Source organism: Enterococcus hirae ATCC 9790 (assembly GCF_000271405.2).
GTDB classification, from domain to species: Bacteria; Bacillota; Bacilli; order Lactobacillales; family Enterococcaceae; genus Enterococcus_B; species Enterococcus_B hirae.
In genome coordinates, this window is record NC_018081.1 from 2043845 (window position 1) to 2063774 (window position 19930).

Annotated in this window: 14 protein-coding genes; 12 read left to right on the forward strand and 2 right to left on the reverse strand. The window is 38.0% G+C overall.

Going from position 1 to position 19930, the window contains the following annotated elements; all coding sequences use genetic code 11:
- Positions 1-28: 28 nt before the first annotated feature.
- From hemW to dnaJ, 5 genes are all read left to right on the forward strand, one after another.
- The gene (gene hemW / locus EHR_RS09825; RefSeq protein WP_010737743.1) at positions 29-1195 is read left to right on the forward strand and encodes a radical SAM family heme chaperone HemW; all 1167 of its coding nucleotides are present in this window, start codon (positions 29-31) and stop codon (positions 1193-1195) included.
- 246 nt (positions 1196-1441) lie between these two features.
- On the forward strand, positions 1442-2485 hold the full coding sequence (gene hrcA / locus EHR_RS09830) for a heat-inducible transcriptional repressor HrcA (protein WP_010718939.1): 1044 nt from the start codon (positions 1442-1444) through the stop codon (positions 2483-2485).
- An 86-nt stretch (positions 2486-2571) separates the two neighbouring features.
- The gene (gene grpE / locus EHR_RS09835; protein ID WP_420795278.1) at positions 2572-3093 is read left to right on the forward strand and encodes a nucleotide exchange factor GrpE; all 522 of its coding nucleotides are present in this window, start codon (positions 2572-2574) and stop codon (positions 3091-3093) included.
- A gap of 41 nt (positions 3094-3134) precedes the next feature.
- Positions 3135-4967 carry a molecular chaperone DnaK gene (gene dnaK / locus EHR_RS09840; protein WP_010718941.1) on the forward strand — a complete coding sequence of 611 codons (1833 nt, stop codon included), beginning with the start codon at positions 3135-3137 and terminating at the stop codon, positions 4965-4967.
- Between the two features lie 662 nt (positions 4968-5629).
- Entirely contained in the window at positions 5630-6796 is a 1167-nt protein-coding gene (gene dnaJ / locus EHR_RS09845) for a molecular chaperone DnaJ (protein ID WP_010737742.1), read from the forward strand.
- 270 nt (positions 6797-7066) lie between these two features.
- Here dnaJ and EHR_RS09850 read toward each other — a convergent pair whose 3' ends face one another.
- Together EHR_RS09850 and EHR_RS09855 are read right to left on the reverse strand one after the other, a co-directional pair.
- On the reverse strand, positions 7067-7804 hold the full coding sequence (locus EHR_RS09850) for an amino acid ABC transporter ATP-binding protein (RefSeq protein ID WP_010718943.1): 738 nt from the start codon (positions 7802-7804) through the stop codon (positions 7067-7069).
- A 1-nt stretch (position 7805) separates the two neighbouring features.
- Positions 7806-9302 carry an amino acid ABC transporter substrate-binding protein/permease gene (locus EHR_RS09855; RefSeq protein ID WP_014834601.1) on the reverse strand — a complete coding sequence of 499 codons (1497 nt, stop codon included), beginning with the start codon at positions 9300-9302 and terminating at the stop codon, positions 7806-7808.
- A 386-nt stretch (positions 9303-9688) separates the two neighbouring features.
- On the opposite strand from EHR_RS09855, the gene uvrB reads away from it, so the two are divergent.
- From uvrB to whiA, 7 genes are all read left to right on the forward strand, one after another.
- Positions 9689-11683 (forward strand): excinuclease ABC subunit UvrB, encoded by a 1995-nt coding sequence (gene uvrB, locus EHR_RS09860; RefSeq protein ID WP_010737740.1) that lies wholly within the window; start codon positions 9689-9691, stop codon positions 11681-11683.
- A gap of 9 nt (positions 11684-11692) precedes the next feature.
- Positions 11693-14530 carry an excinuclease ABC subunit UvrA gene (gene uvrA / locus EHR_RS09865; RefSeq protein WP_010737739.1) on the forward strand — a complete coding sequence of 946 codons (2838 nt, stop codon included), beginning with the start codon at positions 11693-11695 and terminating at the stop codon, positions 14528-14530.
- A gap of 236 nt (positions 14531-14766) precedes the next feature.
- Positions 14767-16032 (forward strand): D-aspartate ligase, encoded by a 1266-nt coding sequence (locus EHR_RS09870; protein ID WP_010718947.1) that lies wholly within the window; start codon positions 14767-14769, stop codon positions 16030-16032.
- A gap of 3 nt (positions 16033-16035) precedes the next feature.
- On the forward strand, positions 16036-16755 hold the full coding sequence (locus EHR_RS09875; RefSeq protein ID WP_010718948.1) for an amino acid racemase: 720 nt from the start codon (positions 16036-16038) through the stop codon (positions 16753-16755).
- A gap of 153 nt (positions 16756-16908) precedes the next feature.
- Positions 16909-17793 (forward strand): RNase adapter RapZ, encoded by an 885-nt coding sequence (gene rapZ / locus EHR_RS09880; RefSeq protein WP_010718949.1) that lies wholly within the window; start codon positions 16909-16911, stop codon positions 17791-17793.
- Positions 17790-18788, forward strand: coding sequence for a gluconeogenesis factor YvcK family protein (locus EHR_RS09885; protein WP_010718950.1), 999 nt, complete (start codon positions 17790-17792; stop codon positions 18786-18788). The genes rapZ and EHR_RS09885 overlap by 4 nt, the downstream gene beginning before the upstream one ends.
- 34 nt (positions 18789-18822) lie before the next feature.
- A complete protein-coding gene (whiA, locus tag EHR_RS09890; protein WP_010718951.1) occupies positions 18823-19758 on the forward strand; it encodes a DNA-binding protein WhiA in 936 nt (311 codons plus the stop codon).
- The last annotated feature ends 172 nt before the right edge of the window (positions 19759-19930 follow it).

The window sequence follows — 19930 nt, forward strand, 5'->3', positions numbered from 1 at the left end:
CTTTTCGACGTAAGGAGAATTTAGTTTAATGAATGAAACAACCAATCCCGCAGAACAAAAGGTTTCTGCGTATATCCATATCCCGTTTTGTGAGCATATCTGTTATTACTGTGACTTTAATAAAGTATTTTTAGAAGGTCAACCCGTAGATGAATATGTCGAGATGCTTCTAAAAGAAATGGAAATCACACTTAAACAACATCCTGTAAAAGAATTAGAAACACTGTATGTTGGTGGTGGGACACCTACGTCTTTGACTGCAGTGCAATTGGATCGTTTGTTAGCAGGCGCTAGGGAAATATTGCCTTTTAAAGAAGGAAAAGAATTTACGGTTGAAGCGAATCCTGGAGATCTAACGAAAGAAAAGCTTCAGGTGATGAAAAATTATGGAGTGAATCGTTTATCAATGGGGGTGCAAACTTTTGATAATCGGTTGCTGAAAAAAATTGGGCGGAAACATACCGCAGAGGATGTTTACCAAACAATGCGTTTTTTAGAAGAAGAAAACTTTACGAATGTGAGTATTGATCTGATTTATGCGTTACCTGGACAAACGTTAGAGGGCTATCGAGAGACATTGAATCAAGCACTTGCACTTGATTTGCCCCATTATTCATTGTATTCATTGATTTTAGAAAATAAAACGATGTTTATGAATTGGGTGCGGCAAGGGCGTTTAGAACTGCCTGACCAAGAAACCGAAACGCGGATGTTTGAAGAAACCATACAAGCAATGGAAAAAAAGGGACGTCATCAATATGAGATCAGTAATTTTGGGTTGGAGGGGCATGAATCAAAACACAATTTGATGTATTGGAACAATGATCATTATTTCGGCTTTGGCGCAGGTGCAAGTGGATATCTTGGGAATAAACGATACCGTAATAAGGGACCGATTCAACATTATTTACGTCCATTAAGAGCAGGAGAACTCCCTGTTTTGGAAACTGAAGTACTTTTAAGAGAAAATCAAATCGAGGAAGAAATGTTTCTTGGGTTAAGGAAAAAGATAGGAATTTCCAAACAACATTTTTACGAACGTTATCAGCAAACAATCGAATCGCTTTATTCAAAGGTTTTGACAGATTTAGAAAAAGAAGGATTATTGGTCAATGAATCCGATCGAATTTATTTAACGCCAAAAGGAACTTTTCTAGGAAATGAAGTATTTGAACGTTTCTTGCTTGAAAAATAGTTGTGAGAGGTCAATAAAACCTTTAAATTTCTTTATAGATCGATTAAATAATGGAAGGTATTAAGAAACCTATTTATCTTTCGTGTTGATCTATCAATGTATTTATCAGAGAATGCCGCTTTTAGCACTCGTTAAATGAGAGTGCTAAAAGTGGTGTTCTTTTTCTTGACACACTATGCGCTTCTTGCTATATTAGTAAGTGGGTTAGCACTTAGAAGATATGAGTGCTAATGAGAGGTGAAGAAGATGTTAACACAAAGACAAAGTGAGATTTTACGTCTGATCATCCAAAACTATACGAGTAGCGGTATACCCGTTGGCTCCAAAACCTTAATGGAAGATGGAGTCAAGGCAAGCTCAGCAACGATCCGTAATGACATGAAAGCCTTAGAAGATGCTGGGTTGTTACTTAAAACTCATTCTTCATCAGGAAGGATTCCTTCAGCATTAGGTTATCGGCATTATGTGGATCATTTGCTAAAACCTGCTCGTGTAACCAATGATGATCTGCAGCAGATTCGGCTGTCTTTAAGCAAAGAATTTCATGAAATTAACGAGATTATTCAACAATCTGCTGAGATTTTATCCGAGCTAACTAGTTACACAACCTTCTCGTTAGGCCCAGAAATTAAAGACCGCCGTTTGACTGGTTTTCGTATTGTTCCTTTAAATAGTCGTCAAGTGATTGCGATTGTAGTAACCGATAAAGGAAATGTAGAAAGCCAAGTTTTTACACTTCCTGAAAATCTAGGAAGCCAAGATTTAGAAAAAATTGTTCGCATTGTCAATGAACGATTGGTGGGAGATCCATTGATGACTGTCTATCATAAATTGCGGACAGAGATTCCAATGATTTTGCATAGATATTTTCAGACAACTGAAGGGATATCAAATCTTTTTGATACGATACTCGGACATGCGTTTGAAGACAAAATTTATGTAAGTGGGCAAATGAATCTACTAGATTATGAACTCCACCAAGATCTGGAGCAATTCAAATCGATGTTTTCGTTTATGACAGATACTTATGAATTAACCCAAATGATCGTCCCAACGGATAGTAACATCCACATCAAAATTGGATCTGAATTAGGAAATGAGCTTTTACAAAATATGAGCATGATCCAAGCAAGTTACGAGATTGCTGGACACGGTCGAGGTACAATAGCCTTGTTGGGACCAACCAGTATGCCTTATTCAAAAATGCTGGGTCTGGTAGATGTCTATCGTCAAGAATTAGCGAACAAGCTTGCTGATTATTATCGATCAATTGATTTGACTGGATCTTAGCATGAAAACGAATCACTGACTGATTAACGAAAAGGAGTGTGTCTTGTGAAAGAAAAAAAGAAGAGTTAGAAAAAGACGTAGCGGATATTCAAGAAGATACGGAAATCGATACGGAAGCGACGGAAGACTCAGGTGTCTCTGACGTAGAAGCTGAAGAATTTGAGCGTTTAAATTTAAAGGCTGAAATGGAAGAGTTGGAAGATAAATATTTACGTGCTCGAGCTGAGATTGCAAATATTGCAAATCGAAGTAAAAATGAGCGTGAACAATTACAAAAATATCGTTCACAAGATCTTGCTAAAAAATTATTACCTTCAATTGATAACTTAGAGCGTGCTTTGGCTACAGATGTGGCTGATGATCAGGGTGCAAGTTTGAAAAAAGGTGTTGAAATGGTACTAGAAAGCTTGAAACAAGCACTTAAAGAAGAAGGAATCGAAAAAATCCCAGCAAAAGGAGAGGCTTTTGATCCGAACCTCCATCAAGCTGTACAAACCGTGCCAGCGACTGAGGAACTTCCAGCTGACACAATCGTCGAAGTACTACAAGAAGGTTACAAATTACATGACCGCGTATTAAGACCAACAATGGTTATTGTTGCGCAATAATGTCATGATATAAAATTAACTAAGATAAGGAGACGTTAATTATGAGTAAAATTATCGGTATTGACTTAGGTACAACCAATTCAGCAGTAGCTGTTTTAGAAGGAAACGAAGCAAAAATTATTGCAAATCCAGAAGGTAACCGTACAACTCCTTCTGTTGTCTCATTTAAAAATGGGGAAATTCAAGTGGGTGAAGTTGCTAAACGTCAAGCAGTAACGAATCCAAATACGATTTCATCGATCAAACGCCATATCGGTGAACCAGGCTATAAAGTAGAAGTAGAAGGGAAATCATATACACCACAAGAAATCTCTGCAATGATCCTTCAATATATCAAAGGATTCGCTGAAGACTATCTAGGTGAAAAAGTTGAAAAAGCAGTTATTACTGTGCCTGCTTACTTCAATGATGCACAACGTCAAGCAACAAAAGATGCTGGTAAAATTGCTGGCTTAGAAGTTGAACGTATTGTAAATGAACCAACTGCTGCAGCGCTTGCTTATGGCTTGGATAAAACAGATCGTGATGAAAAAATCCTAGTATTTGACCTTGGTGGTGGTACGTTCGACGTATCTATCCTTGAATTAGGTGATGGCGTATTTGACGTACTATCAACAGCTGGAGATAACCATCTAGGTGGGGATGACTTCGATAACAAAATCATTGATCACATGGTAGCTGAGTTCAAAAAAGAAAACGGCATTGATTTATCACAAGATAAAATGGCATTGCAACGTTTGAAAGATGCTGCAGAAAAAGCGAAAAAAGATTTATCTGGAGTATCAAGCACACAAATCAGCTTACCGTTCATCACAGCTGGCGAAGCAGGTCCTCTTCACTTAGAAATGACATTGACTCGTGCGAAATTTGATGAATTAACCGCTGATTTAGTAGAGCGTACAAAAATTCCAGTACGACAAGCCTTGAAAGATGCTGGTTTATCACAATCTGAAATTGATGAAGTTATCTTAGTTGGTGGTTCAACACGTATTCCTGCAGTTGTTGAAGCAGTAAGAAAAGAAACTGGAAAAGAACCAAACAAATCTGTAAACCCAGATGAAGTAGTAGCGATGGGTGCTGCTATCCAAGGTGGGGTTATCACAGGTGATGTCAAAGACGTTGTGTTACTTGATGTTACTCCGTTATCATTAGGTATTGAAACAATGGGTGGCGTCTTTACTAAATTAATTGATCGAAACACAACGATCCCTACAAGTAAATCACAAGTGTTCTCAACGGCTGCAGATAATCAACCTGCTGTAGATATCCATGTCTTGCAAGGTGAACGTCCGATGGCTGCTGATAACAAAACGTTAGGAAGATTCCAATTAACAGATATTCCTGCAGCACCACGTGGTGTGCCACAAATCGAAGTTACTTTTGACATTGATAAAAATGGTATCGTGAATGTTTCTGCTAAAGACCTAGGTACACAAAAAGAACAAAAAATCACGATTAAATCTTCTTCAGGTCTAACTGATGATGAAATCGAACGCATGGTAAAAGATGCAGAAGCGAATGCAGAAGCAGATAAAGCACGTAAAGAAGAAGTGGATTTACGTAACGATATTGATGCTTTACTATTCTCAGTTGACAAAACACTAAAAGAATTAGAAGGTAAAGTTGACGCAGAAGAAGTGAAAAAAGCGGAAGAAGCTCGCGATGAATTGAAAGCTGCTGTTGAAGCAAACAATATCGAAGAAATGAAAACAAAACGTGATGCATTGAATGAAATCGTGCAAAATTTGACAGTTAAATTGTATGAACAAGCTGCGCAACAACAAGCACAAGAAAATCCAGAAGCAGCGCAAACAGGTGCAGATGATGTAGTAGACGCTGACTTTGAAGAAGTCGACGGAGACGACAAAAAATAATCTCATTAAATAATCGTTAGCTGTTTAGTAGAAATGACAAGTTTCAGTAGAGAAGGTTTTCCCCTTCTCTAGCTGGGACTGTTATCATACAATACAACCTTTTGAATACGTTGTTAAACAATATTAAGCAGGATCTAAAAGACGAGTGAATCGAAGTTTATACAACAATTTACTTTACCATTCGTTTTTAGTGCCAATGCTTGAAAGAAGGTTTAGCAAAAGAGATCAGCTCTAAGAAATAATCCGAAGAATGCGAAAATAGATTCTCATATTTTCGAGATTCTTCGGATTATTTTCCGATAGTTCTAAATTTAGCGTGGTCTAAAAGGTTAGTAGGCGTTCACTTTCAAGAATGATGCGCAAAATAGAGACCTTATTGTTTGGAGATTTGATGTGCATGATTATGCCTGTTGAATAACAGAAGTCATAAGAACAATGGGAGAATTTCTTGGACAATAGCTGTTGCTTTGAGGTAGTTCGATCTGGTCATAAGATAAGATTTGAGGAACATTCTTTCTTCAATTTGGAAAACTTGACTTAGGTATGAGCCTTAAACTAGCTTCCTTTTTTAAATACTTGAAAGTAGCAGTTTTTGTTTTCGTAAAAGTATGATATGATAACAAGCGACGTGGAAATGATGAGAACCAATAGGAGGAAAGCCTATGGCAACAAAACGTGATTATTATGAAGTCTTAGGGCTCTCAAAAGGAGCTTCTGAAGATGAAATTAAAAAAGCTTATCGAAAGCTATCAAAAAAATATCATCCAGATATCAATAAAGAAGCTGATGCAGAAGAAAAATTCAAAGAAGTATCAGAAGCTTATGAAATTTTAAGTGACCCGCAAAAACGGGCAGCTTATGATCAATATGGACACGCAGGTTCCGATCCAAACTATGGCGCTGGTGGAGCCGGTGGCGGCTTTGGTGGTTTTGGCGGCTTTTCAGGTGGCGGTTTTGGTGGCTTCGAAGATATCTTTGATTCATTCTTTGGCGGTGGCGGTCGTACGGTAGACCCTAATGCGCCAAGACAGGGTGCGGATTTACAGTATACGATCGATCTTTCTTTTGAAGAAGCGATTTTTGGCGTAGAAAAAGAAATCAAGTATAACCGAGAAGAAATTTGTCATACTTGCCATGGAAATGGTGCGAAACCTGGAACACAACCAACAACTTGTCATAAGTGTCATGGATCAGGGACAATCAATGTGGAACGTCAAACGCCACTTGGCCGTGTGATGAGTCGTCAAACTTGTGACGTTTGTCATGGTACTGGTAAAGAAATCAAAGATCCTTGTCCGACTTGTCATGGTTCTGGTCACGAAAAGAAAGCACATTCTGTTAAGGTGAATGTACCAGCAGGTGTAGAAGAAGGACAACAAATGCGTCTGGCAGGTCAAGGTGAAGCTGGAGAAAACGGCGGACCATTTGGTGATCTATATGTTGTATTCCGTGTGGAAGAAAGTGATATTTTCGATCGTGATGGTTCAGAGATCTATTACGAATTGCCATTGAGTTTTGTACAAGCTGCTTTAGGTGATGAAGTAAAAGTGCCAACCGTTCATGGAGATGTCAAACTTAAAATTCCGGCAGGTACGCAAACAGGAACGAATTTCCGTTTACGTGGCAAAGGAGCGCCTAAACTTCGTGGAGGAGCTACTGGGGATCAACATGTGAAAGTGAAGTTGATCACGCCGAAGAACTTAAATGAACAGCAACGTGAAGCATTGCGTGCTTTTGCTGAAGCTGGCGGCATCAAAGTAGAAGAACAACAAGAAGATGGCTTCTTTGATAAAGTGAAAGATGCCTTTGGCGGTAAGAAAAGAAAATAAAAGAAAAGCAAATCAATAAATTCAGCTAGCATCTCTGGCAGTTAGACCAACATCTAATTGCTGGAAAATCGCCAGCCTCTTATTGATTTGCTTTTTTTATTTAGACAGGAGAAAGTGGCAAACAAATAATTAAAGCAGGGACGAAAGAAGAGGACAAAAAGGAAGTAAGTGTTATTTCTGGTCGATTTTATAAATGCCTTTAAAATAAAGACCGTTGCAAGGGATAGGCATCCTTTTGCAACGGTCTTTAACAATTTCATCATCTTAAGGTTAAATATCTAGTACTTTATCTAGGAAATCTTTTGTTCGTTCATTTTGTGGATTTTCAAAGATTTGTTGTGGTGTGCCATCTTCTAGGAAATTCCCTCCATCAATAAACATGACACGATTGGCAACTTCTTTAGCAAAGCCCATTTCGTGTGTAACGATAACCATCGTCATCCCTTGCTTAGCTAATTTTTTCATGACGTTCAAGACATCTCCGACCATTTCCGGGTCTAGTGCAGAAGTTGGTTCGTCGAAGAGCATGATATCAGGATTCATCGCTAGAGCACGAGCGATAGCGACCCGTTGCTTTTGTCCACCAGAAAGCATTTCTGGATACATGTCTTTTTTATCTTCAAGGCCGACGGTTTGTAGCAATTTGATTGCTTTCTTTTCAGCGGCTTCTTTTGATTCTTTTTTCAAATCCATTGGTGCTAATGTAATGTTTTCTAGCACTGAAAGATGTGGGAATAAATTAAAATGTTGGAATACCATTCCGATGTGTTGTCTTACCAAATTGATATCAGTGTTTTTGTCCATTAAGTGGGCCCCATCAATGATGATTTCGCCGTCTGAAGGCTCTTCTAAACGGTTTAAACAACGTAGGAAGGTACTTTTTCCTGAACCGGAAGGACCGATGATACAAACAACGTCACCTTCGTTGATTGAAACATTGATATCATTTAAAACGGTATTTTCACCGTATTTTTTTACAAGATGTTCAACTAGAATTTTTTCAGCCATCTTATTTCACCTTCTTTTCTAAAACTTTTGCTAATTTTGTCAGAATAGTAATGAGGATCAAATACATGATAGCAATAATTAGATAGACGTACGTACTTTGTGTCGTACGTGCAACGATAATTTTACCAGTTTGCAGTAACTCTACCACACCGATCGCTGAGATGATTGTTGTATCTTTCAATGAAATAACGAATTGGTTCACGAAAGATGGCAACATGATCTTGATTGCTTGTGGTAAGATGATTTTTTGCATGGTTCGATTATATGAAAGTCCTAAACTGCGAGAAGCTTCCATTTGACCAACTGGCACAGCTTTGATCCCACCACGAACGATTTCTGCGATATAAGCGCTGGCGTTCAAAGTTAGTGTGATAATCCCGGCAATGAAGTCGGGAATAGTAAATCCGACGATACCTGGTAATCCAAAGAAGATGAAGAATGCAAGAACCATCATTGGAATACCGCGGATGACATCGACATAAATACTTGCAATTGTTCGTAGGGCTCTGATTGGCGCTACGCTGAATAAACCAAAGATAACACCAACAACTAATGCCAAGGCGAATGAAATTAAAGTTAATAAGATCGTTTGCCATAAACCTTTTAGTAAAACTTTGTAGTTGTTTTGTAATAGACCAGTTAGTGTAGATTCATCTTTGCTGGCTTTAGTAGGCGTATTATCTGTTGAGATATATTTGTTGATGATTTTATCGTATTCGCCAGTTCGTTTTAATTCTTTTAGACCTTCGTTGAACATTTGTAATAGTTCAGGATTTTGGCCTTTTTTCACAGCAAAAGCGTATTTACCACCAGATTCTTTAGCAATCGGTGTTTCTAATTGTTGATTGTTTTTAATTGCATAGCCGATAACAGGGTAGTCGTCCATCATGGCGTCAATTGCTCCAACTCTCAATCCGTCATATAACTGATCTGCAGAATCGAAGTACTTGATGGTATAGCCGTACTGGTCTTCGTGGGCATTTAAAAAATCAGCACTTTCAGTTCCAACTTTGGCACCTACTGTTTTTCCTTTTAGGTCTTCATAGGACTTGATTGAATTGTCTCCTTTTTTTGACAGCGATTTGAATCCCGCTTTCAAAATAAGGATCTGAGAAATCATAGCTTTTTTTCGTTCATCGGTCACAGTCATTCCTGCGATCATTCCGTCTGCTTGACCAGATTCTAACGCTTGTAGCGCAGCAGAGAAACCACGATAATCCATACGTAGGTTAAATCCTTGCAGTTTGGAGATTGCCTCCATTAATCCAACATCAATTCCCTCGTATTTGCCTTCAGCGTTTTGAAACTCGAAAGGTGCAAAAGCTGAATCGCTGGCAATGACATACGTCTCTTTCTTAGGTTCTATTTTTTGCATCGTCTCGCTCGTACTTGAGTCAGCAGTAGTTTTATCGTCAGCTTGTACAGGATTGCTAAGCGCAAATGTGACAAGTCCTGTCATTATGAAAATAATCGTATGAAGCAAATGCTTTTTTTTCATAATTAACCTCCTAAAATTTCAATAACTTTTCATATTTTCCTATTATATGCGAAAACTAATAATAGATACAAGCTGAGTTGCTGAAAAAAATAAAAAAATGTCATTTTGTAACAATCTATGTTATAAAATGTAACATAATAAATGTAGAGAGGAATCTAACGTAAGATAAATAATTACTTAAGGGACCTTATTGATATATAATTTTGCTGCCTAATTTACTACATAATACATGTATGAATTTATATAATATAGTAGAAAAGAAAAAAATCAAAAGTAGCGAAAGTATGTTCGGTGTGGTATAATAAATCAACAAGGAATGCCTTTGCTTTCCTTTTCTTTTTTGTGGTCGTAAAATGAAGAGGAAAGAATGAAAAGGAGGATGAAATATGATAGAAAGAGATACCTCCCGACACTTTGAGTTGGTGTCAAAATATCAACCAGCAGGAGATCAACCCGAAGCCATTACACAGTTAGTTGATGGGGTAGTTGGTGGAAAGAAAGCTCAGATACTTTTAGGAGCAACTGGTACAGGGAAGACGTATACCGTTTCGAATTTGATTGAAAAAGTGAATAAGCCAACATTGATTATTGCTCACAATAAAACATTAGCTGGACAATTATATGGGGAGTTCAAAGAATTTTTCCCCAATAATGCAGTTGAATATTTTGTATCTTATTACGATTATTATCAACCTGAAGCTTATGTCCCTTCAAGTGATACTTACATTGAAAAGGATTCTAGTGTCAATGATGAAATTGATAAGTTACGACATTCGGCAACCAGTTCGTTATTAGAACGAAATGACGTGATCGTGATTGCTTCTGTTTCTTGCATCTTTGGTTTGGGTTCACCTTTTGAGTATCAAAAACAAGTCGTTTCAATTAGACAAGGAGCTGAGCTTGATCGTAATCAATTGATTCGTGATTTAGTTAGTATCCAATTTGAGCGCAACGATATTGATTTTCAACGTGGTCGTTTTCGAGTACGTGGGGACGTTGTGGAGATTTTTCCAGCCAGTCGAGATGAACGTGCGTTGCGTGTTGAATTTTTTGGTGATGAGGTCGAAAGGATTCGTGAAGTCAATGCGTTGACTGGTGAGGTCTTGGGAGAAACTGAGCATGTGGCGATATTTCCAGCGACTCACTTTGTCACAAATGATGAACACATGGAACATGCGGTTGCAAATATCAAAGCGGAACTGGAACAACGTTTGACAGTTTTGCGGAATGAGAATAAATTGTTAGAGGCTCAACGGCTAGAACAACGAACGAACTATGATATTGAAATGATGTTAGAGATGGGTTATACATCTGGAATCGAAAATTATTCGCGACACATGGATGGTCGAAAAGAAGGTGAGCCACCATACACATTACTTGATTTCTTTCCCGAAGATTCATTAATGATTATTGATGAATCGCATGTGACAATGCCGCAAATTCGGGGAATGTACAATGGTGACCGCGCAAGAAAACAGATGTTAGTCGATTATGGTTTTCGTTTACCATCGGCATTAGACAATCGTCCGTTACGATTAGAAGAGTTTGAAAAGCACGTGAATCAAATCGTTTATGTATCTGCTACGCCTGGTCCATATGAGTATGAACAAACGGATACAGTGATTCAACAGATCATCCGACCAACTGGACTACTAGATCCAATCATCGAAGTGCGGCCGATCATGGGGCAAATTGATGATCTGGTAGGAGAAATCAATGAACGAGTTGAAAAAGATCAGCGCGTGTTTGTAACTACATTGACAAAGAAAATGTCTGAAGATTTGACTGATTATTTTAAAGAATTAGGAATCAAAGTCAAATATCTGCATAGTGATATCAAAACATTAGAACGTACCGAAATCATTCGTGATCTTCGTTTAGGTGAATTCGATGTACTTGTAGGAATCAACTTGTTACGTGAAGGACTTGATGTACCGGAAGTTTCGCTAGTAGCGATTTTGGATGCAGATAAAGAAGGCTTTTTACGGAGCGAACGTTCTTTAGTACAGACGATTGGACGTGCAGCACGGAATGCAGAAGGAAAAGTGATTATGTATGCGGACAAAGTGACTGATTCGATGCGCAAGGCTATCGATGAAACTTCTAGACGACGTAGTATCCAAGAACAATATAATCAAGAGCATGGTATCGTGCCGAAAACGATCATCAAAGAGATCCGTGATTTGATTTCCATCACGAAAGAATCCGAAGATGATGCAAAAGAAACGGTTCAAGTATCCTATGAAGAAATGACAAGAGAAGAAAAAGCTACATTATTAATGAAATTAGAAAAAGAAATGAAAGATGCTGCTAAAGCATTAGATTTCGAGACAGCCGCAAATGTACGGGATATGATTCTTGAACTAAAGGCGTCAGAGTAGGGGGATTATATGGCAAATGATAAAATAATTATCCATGGTGCAAGAGCCCACAATTTAAAAAACATCAATGTGACAATTCCGCGAGATAAATTTGTGGTGGTCACTGGATTATCTGGTTCTGGGAAAAGTTCGTTAGCATTCGATACATTATATGCAGAAGGACAAAGAAGATATGTCGAAAGTCTTTCTGCTTATGCACGGCAATTTTTAGGGCAAATGGATAAACCGGATGTTGATAGTATTGATGGGCTAAGTCCAGCAATTTCAATTGATCAAAAAACAACTAGTAAAAACCCTCGTTCAACAGTAGGAACTGTCACAGAAATCAATGATTATCTCCGATTGCTGTTTGCACGTGTGGGGCATCCTATCTGTCCGAATGATCACATTGAGATCACCAGCCAATCTATTGATCAAATGGCTGATAAAGTTTTAGAATTACCTGAACGAACTAAAATTCAAGTTCTTGCGCCGATCATTGTCAAGAAAAAAGGCCAACATAAAAAAGTTTTTGAACGTATTCAAAAAGAAGGATACGTACGTGTTCGAGTGGATGGAGAAATCTATGACTTAAGTGAAGTACCAGAATTAGAAAAAAATAAAAAGCATGATATCGCAATTGTCATAGACCGTGTCATCATAAAAGAAGGAATCCGTTCACGTTTGTTTGATTCAATCGAAGCTGCCTTGCGTTTAGCAGAAGGCTATGTTTTGATTGATGTCATCGGAGAAGAGGAAATGCTGTTTAGCGAGCATTACGCTTGTCCTTATTGTGGCTTTACTGTTGGTGAATTGGAACCAAGACTGTTTTCTTTCAATGCGCCATTTGGTGCGTGTCCTGATTGTGATGGTCTTGGTGTCAAATTAGAAGTGGACCAAGATTTAGTGATACCTGATCGTACGAAGACGTTGAGTCAAGGAGCGATCGTCCCTTGGAATCCAATCAGTTCACAATACTATCCTCAGATGCTAGCTCAAGCCTGTGAAAGTTATGGGATTGATATGGAGACGCCTTTTGAAGAGTTGCCACTTGAACATCAAGAAATCGTGCTCAATGGGACAGACGAGCTGTTCCATTTCCACTATGAGAATGATTTCGGTGGTGTTCGTGATGTTGAAACAACTTTTGAAGGGGTATTGAAAAACATTAAGCGTCGGTACCATGATACGAACAGTGATTTCACAAGAGAGCAAATGAGACAATATATGACTGAATTGACTTGCCAAACTTGTCATGGGTATCGTTTGAATCCTCAAGCTTTATCCGTTCAAATCAATGGAACGAATATTGGACAAACGAACGAGTTGTCTATCCAAAAAGCGGTCAACTTCTTTTCAAATTTGACCCTTTCAGACCAAGAAAAAGTAATAGCTAAACCGATTTTAAAAGAAGTGAATGATCGACTTTCATTTTTAGAAAATGTTGGTCTCGATTATTTAACGCTGAGTCGTGCGTCAGGAACTCTTTCAGGAGGAGAAGCACAGCGGATCCGTTTGGCCACTCAAATTGGCTCGAATCTCTCAGGGGTTCTTTATATTTTAGATGAGCCTTCTATCGGACTCCATCAAAGAGATAACGACCGTTTGATCGGTTCATTGAAGAAAATGCGTGATCTAGGGAACACCCTGGTCGTGGTCGAGCATGATGAAGATACGATGCGTGCGGCAGATTATTTGATTGATGTGGGTCCTGGTGCGGGGCATCAAGGAGGAGAAATCGTTTCAGCTGGCACGCCAGCAGAAGTTGCTGCTGATGAAGATTCTTTAACTGGACAATATCTATCCGGTAAAAAGAGTATCCCAGTTCCAACTGAACGCCGAAAAGGGAATGGACAAGCTATCAAAATCACTGGGGCAACGGAAAATAATTTGAAAAATATTTCAGTGGAATTTCCTTTAGGTGAATTTGTTGCGGTGACTGGTGTGTCCGGTTCAGGTAAGAGTACATTGGTCAATAGTATCCTAAAACGAGCTCTTGCACAAAAAATCAATCGTAATTCAGCAAAACCTGGTAAATTCAAATCAATTTCCGGTTATGAAAGTATTGAAAAAATCATTGATATCGATCAAAGTCCGATTGGGCGCACACCACGAAGCAATCCTGCGACATATACTAGTGTATTTGATGATATTAGAGATTTATTTGCACAAACAAATGAAGCTAAAATGCGTGGGTATAAAAAAGGCCGTTTTAGTTTCAACGTTAAAGGTGGACGTTGTGAAGCCTGCCGAGGCGATGGAATTATTAAGATTGAAATGCACTTTCTACCTGATGTTTACGTTCCTTGTGAAGTTTGTCATGGGAAGCGATATAATTCTGAAACGCTAGAAGTTCATTATAAAGGGAAAAGTATTGCAGATATTTTAGAAATGACGGTTGAAGATGCCGTTGAATTTTTCCAACCAATCCCTAAGATTCATCGAAAACTTCAAACCATTGTCGATGTTGGTCTAGGCTACGTTACGATGGGGCAACCAGCTACAACATTATCTGGTGGGGAAGCACAGCGGATGAAACTCGCTAGTGAATTACACAAAATAGCGAATGGTAAGAACTTTTATATTTTAGATGAACCAACGACTGGTTTGCATACAGATGATATTGCCCGGCTACTTGATGTCTTGCAACGTTTAGTAGATGCAGGGAATACGGTATTAGTGATCGAGCATAACCTTGATGTTATTAAAACCGCTGATCATATTATTGATCTTGGACCAGAAGGCGGGGAAGGTGGCGGTACGATTTTAGCCACTGGTACACCTGAAGAAATCATTGAGGTGAAAGAGAGTTATACTGGTCGATACTTAAAAAAAATCATGAATGGTGAAAACCAACTGGATAGTTAAAAAAAATTAAAATCAAGTATCTATTCTTGTTTTATTGACTAGTATAGACTAAAATACGAAACATGGTAGTTCTTTCTACACTAATTGGTATAGATAAAAACTTCCTATAAGTTCAATCCGTTCAAAAAAGAATTGAGCAATCGGAGGAGATTCCTTTGATTGCTTTTTTCTTTATGGTATGATATTCCTTGTGTAGTTGAAAAAGAAAACTAGAGATTATGAGTAAGTGAGAGATAATGATGAACAGTAATGTAAACGAAGAATTTATTCCTATTTTATTGGGTAGCGACATGAATGTCTATGGAATGGCACGTTCATTTCATGAAGCGTATGGCAAAGTTTGCCAGGCGTATGCATCAAATCAGTTGGCACCAACTCGCTATAGCAAAATTGTCAAAGTAGACGTAATTCCTGGTTTTGATAAAGATCCGGTCTTTATTGAGTCCATGTTACGTTTAGCAAGAGAGAAATATTCAGATCAAACGAAGAAGTATCTCTTGATTGCATGTGGAGATGGCTATGCAGAACTGATTTCTCAGCATAAAGAAGAACTCTCAAAGTATTTTATTTGTCCTTACATCGATTATTCGTTATTTAAACGTCTGATTAATAAGGTTAGTTTTTATGAAGTTTGCGAGGAATACCAGTTACCTTATCCCAAAACGTTGATTGTTAGAAAAGAAATGTTAGTTGATGGGCATTTGAATCAAGAGTTACCATTTGACTTTCCAGTGGCATTAAAGCCGGCAAACAGCGTAGAATACTTATCTGTCCAATTTGAAGGTCGAAAAAAAGCCTTTATTATCGATAATCGTGAAGAATTTGACTTGATCTTAGGTCGTATTTACGAAGCAGGTTATACAAGTGAAATGATCGTCCAAGATTTCATTCCTGGGGATGATAGTAATATGCGTGTGTTAAATGCTTATGTCGATGAAAACCATCAAGTAAGAATGATGTGTTTAGGTCACCCATTACTAGAAGATCCAACACCAGCTTCGATTGGTAATTATGTGGTGATCATGCCAGATTATAATGAAAAGATCTATCAAACGATTAAACGATTTTTAGAAGATATTTCCTATACTGGTTTTGCGAATTTTGATATGAAATACGATCCAAGAGATGGTGAATACAAACTTTTTGAAATCAACCTTCGTCAGGGAAGAAGCAGTTTCTTTGTCACTCTTAATGGCTTGAATTTAGCAAAATTTGTGACAGAAGACCGTGTATTTGAAGTTCCATTCACAGGGACTACCTATGGGACAAGCCAATCGGATCAAGCAAAATTATGGATGGGTGTACCTAACAAGGTCTTTTTAACTTATGCAAAAGCAAATGAAGACAAAAAAGTTGCAGAAAAAATGATTAAAGAAAATCGTTATGGAACGACTGTTTTTTATGAGAAAGATCGTTCGCTCAAACGCTGGTTATTGATGAAGTATATGTTTAGAAATTACATTCCTCGATTTAAAAAATACTTTCATGTGAAAGAAGGTTGATTCATGGAAAACTTTTTTAGTATTTTGGGCGGAATGGGAACGATGGCCACAGAGAGTTTTGTCCGTCTAATCAATCATCGAACCAAAGCCTCAAAAGATCAGGAATATTTAAATTATGTATTATTTAATCATGCGACAGTTCCTGATCGAACGGCTTATATTTTAGATAGGGAACAAGAAAGTCCAATGCCTTACCTACTAGATGATGTTGAAAAACAAAATTTACTCAAACCAAATTTTATCGTTTTAACGTGTAATACAGCTCATTATTTCTTTGATGAACTTCAAGCAGCCACTGAGATTCCGATTCTTCATATGCCACGAGAAGCGGCAAATGAGCTTGTCAGACAAAATACAACTGGTAAAGTAGCCATCCTAGGTACGGAAGGTAGCATGAAAGCTGGAATTTATGAAAAGGAAGTGAGACAGCTAGGCTTTGAGGCTGTCATTCCTGATGCTCAACTTCAGGCGAAAATCAACCATTTGATTTATCATGATATCAAAGAATCAGATTATTTAAACAAAGAACTATACTACGAAATTTTGGCAGAAGCGGTGGCGCGATTTGATTGCGAGAAAATTATTTTAGGCTGTACAGAATTATCGTTGATGCAAGAGTATGTAGGGGAAAATGAATATCCCGTCATTGACGCACAGTCAATCTTAGCTGATCAAACGATCGCCCGTGCCTTACAACACCGACAAGCTACCATATCAAGTTGAAAACTTTTATGAGCAAAGATTAGGGGCGGATACCTACAGTGGTATTTGTCCCTATTTTTATCGGCAACTTCATTTTTAAGAATGTTTAACTGGTAATGATACGCCCGGAAGTGATATAATTTTAGGAAGAGATATGAGAGGGGGCCGTTTGATATGGCTGATAATTTACAACTAGTAATCATCACAGGGATGAGTGGCGCTGGGAAGACGGTCGCTATTCAAAGTTTTGAAGATATGGGGTATTTCTGTATTGATAATATGCCACCAAATCTAATTCCAAAGTTTTGGGAATTGATCAAAGAATCGGGTAAAGTGACGAAAATGGCATTAGTGGTAGACTTGCGTTCACGCTCGTTTTTTGAAGAAATCCAAAATATGTTAGTCGAAATTGAGAATACGGATTTTATCGATACGTCGATTTTATTTTTAGATGCATCCGATGAAGAATTAGTCGCACGATACAAGGAAACAAGACGTACCCATCCAATGGCAATGAACGGTTTAGTCACGGAAGGAATTCGTAAAGAACGTGCGATATTGAATGATCTAAAGATGCAGGCCTCGGTCATTATAGACACGACGACTTTAACACCACGTCAGTTAAGGGAAAAAATCAATCAAACGTTTAAGACCAAAGGCGATCAAGGCTTTCGAATCGAATTTGTTTCCTTTGGATTCAAATATGGCTTGCCAATTGATTCAGATATCGTGATGGATGTACGCTTTTTACCAAATCCCCACTATATTCCTGAATTAAGACCTTTGACAGGAAAAGATCAACCAGTTTATGACTATGTGATGTCATTTGATGAAACTGAGCTGTTTTATAATAAGTTTTTAGATTTATTACAGACGGTTTTACCAGGATATATCAAAGAAGGTAAAAGCAGCTTGACGATTGCTATTGGCTGTACCGGAGGGCAACACCGTTCAGTTGCGTTAACAGAACGTTTATCAGGTGCTTTGAAAGAAAATTATAAAGTCAATGTGACTCACCGTGACAAAGATAAACGGAAAGAGACGGTGAATCGCTCGTGAAGATGAAAACTTACCGTATAAGAAAGCCCAAAATCGTTGTCGTTGGGGGTGGCACAGGCTTACCGGTTATTTTAAAAAGCTTGCGTAACCAAGGGGCTGATATTACAGCAATCGTAACTGTCGCAGATGACGGGGGCAGTAGCGGTGCAATCAGAGAATCAATTGCGATGGCGCCCCCTGGCGATTTGAGGAATGTGTTGGTTTCATTGTCGGATATGCCACAATTTTATGAAGATATCTTTCAGTATCGTTTTAAAAAAGAAGATCAATTTTTAGCCAATCATACGATCGGTAATTTGATCATTGCCGCTGTCGCAGAAATGAGAGGAAGTACATACGAAGCAGTACAACTCCTATCTAAGATGATGCATGTGGACGGTCATATCTATCCTTCTTCTGAAACACCATTAACACTCCATGCAGTTTTTAAAGATGGTACTACTGCGGTGGGGGAATCAAAAATTGCGGTCGATCGAAAAACGATTGATCATGTCTATGTGCGAAATACCACGGATGATAGCGAAGCCAAACCAGCACGAAAAGTTGTTTCTGCCATTATGGAGGCAGATATGGTCGTTTTAGGACCGGGTAGTTTGTTTACTAGCATTTTACCTAATTTGGTCATCCAAGAAATTGGAGAAGCAGTAGCTAAAACAGAAGCCGAAGTGGTGTATATTTGTAATATCATGACACAAAAAGGTGAAACAGAACATTTTACAGATGCTGATCATATTCGGGTGTTGCATGAACATTTGAAACGACCATTTATTGATACTGTTTTAGTTAACACAGAAAAAGTACCAGCAGGTTATATGGATCCTGAAATTTACGATGAATACCTCGTACAAGTAACCCATGATTTTCATGGATTACGGAATGAAGGTTGTCGAGTGATTTCGACTGACTTTTTAGAATTAAAAAATGGAGGTGTCTTCCATGATGGTGAAAAAGTTGTGGAAGAGCTATTTCGTTTGGTTTTTGGTTCCAAATATTAAACGGTAGGTTACTAAAAGAAAGGAGGAGAATAGGGTGTCATTTGCGGCAGATGTCAAAAAAGAACTTACTGGACTTGAAGTTCACCGCGAACATGCAAAGGCGGAATTAGCTGCACTTTTGCGAATGAATGGATCTTTAGGGATTGTAAATCAACAATTTATCTTAAACGTTCAAACAGAAAATGCAGCTATCGCCAGACGGATCTATTCTCTTTTAAAAGATCATTATAATGTCCGAAGCGAGTTACTCGTTCGAAAAAAAATGAAATTGAAAAAGAATAATGTCTATATCGTTCGTTTGAAACAAGGAACGAAAAATGTACTGATGGATCTAGATATCATGGACGGAATGATGTTCAATGGGCATGTATCTGATGAAATTTTAGGAAATGCACAAAAAATGCGATCCTATCTAAGAGGAGCATTCATGGCGTCTGGTTCAGTCAATAACCCTGAAACTAGTCGTTACCATTTAGAAATTTTCTCCATTTATGAACAACATAATCAAGACATTTGTGATATGTTAAATTATTATGGTCTTCATGCTCGAACATTGGAACGTCGAAACGGCTATATTTCATACTTAAAAGGCGCAGAGAAAATTGCTGACTTTTTAACCTTAATTGGTGCGACGAATTCGATGTTGCGCTTTGAAGATGTCCGTATCGTACGTGATATGCGAAACTCAGTCAACCGACTTGTCAATTGTGAGACAGCCAATCTGAATAAAACGATTGATGCTGCAGCAAAACAAATCGAAAATATTGAATTGATTGAAAGTAGAGTTGGATTAACTGCACTACCAGAAAAATTGCAAGAAATTGCAGAATTGAGATTAAAGCACCCAGAAGTCAGTTTAAAAGAGCTAGGAGAAATGATTCCATCAGGAGCGATCTCTAAATCCGGAATCAATCATCGAATCAGAAAGATTAATGAATTTGCAGAAAAGTTGCGCGAAGAAGCAAGTTAAGTGAAAAAATTTTTAATTTTTAATTAATGAAGATTTTGGGACAAGTATTTGTCTCAGAATCTTTTTTTATTATATTTCCAAAAAAAGTTCTAATCAGTGTCCTTTAATATGTTAAAAAGTAAGTAGCAAGTCCCATTGATAACGGTTATTGCTACTAAAAACAAAGGAGAAT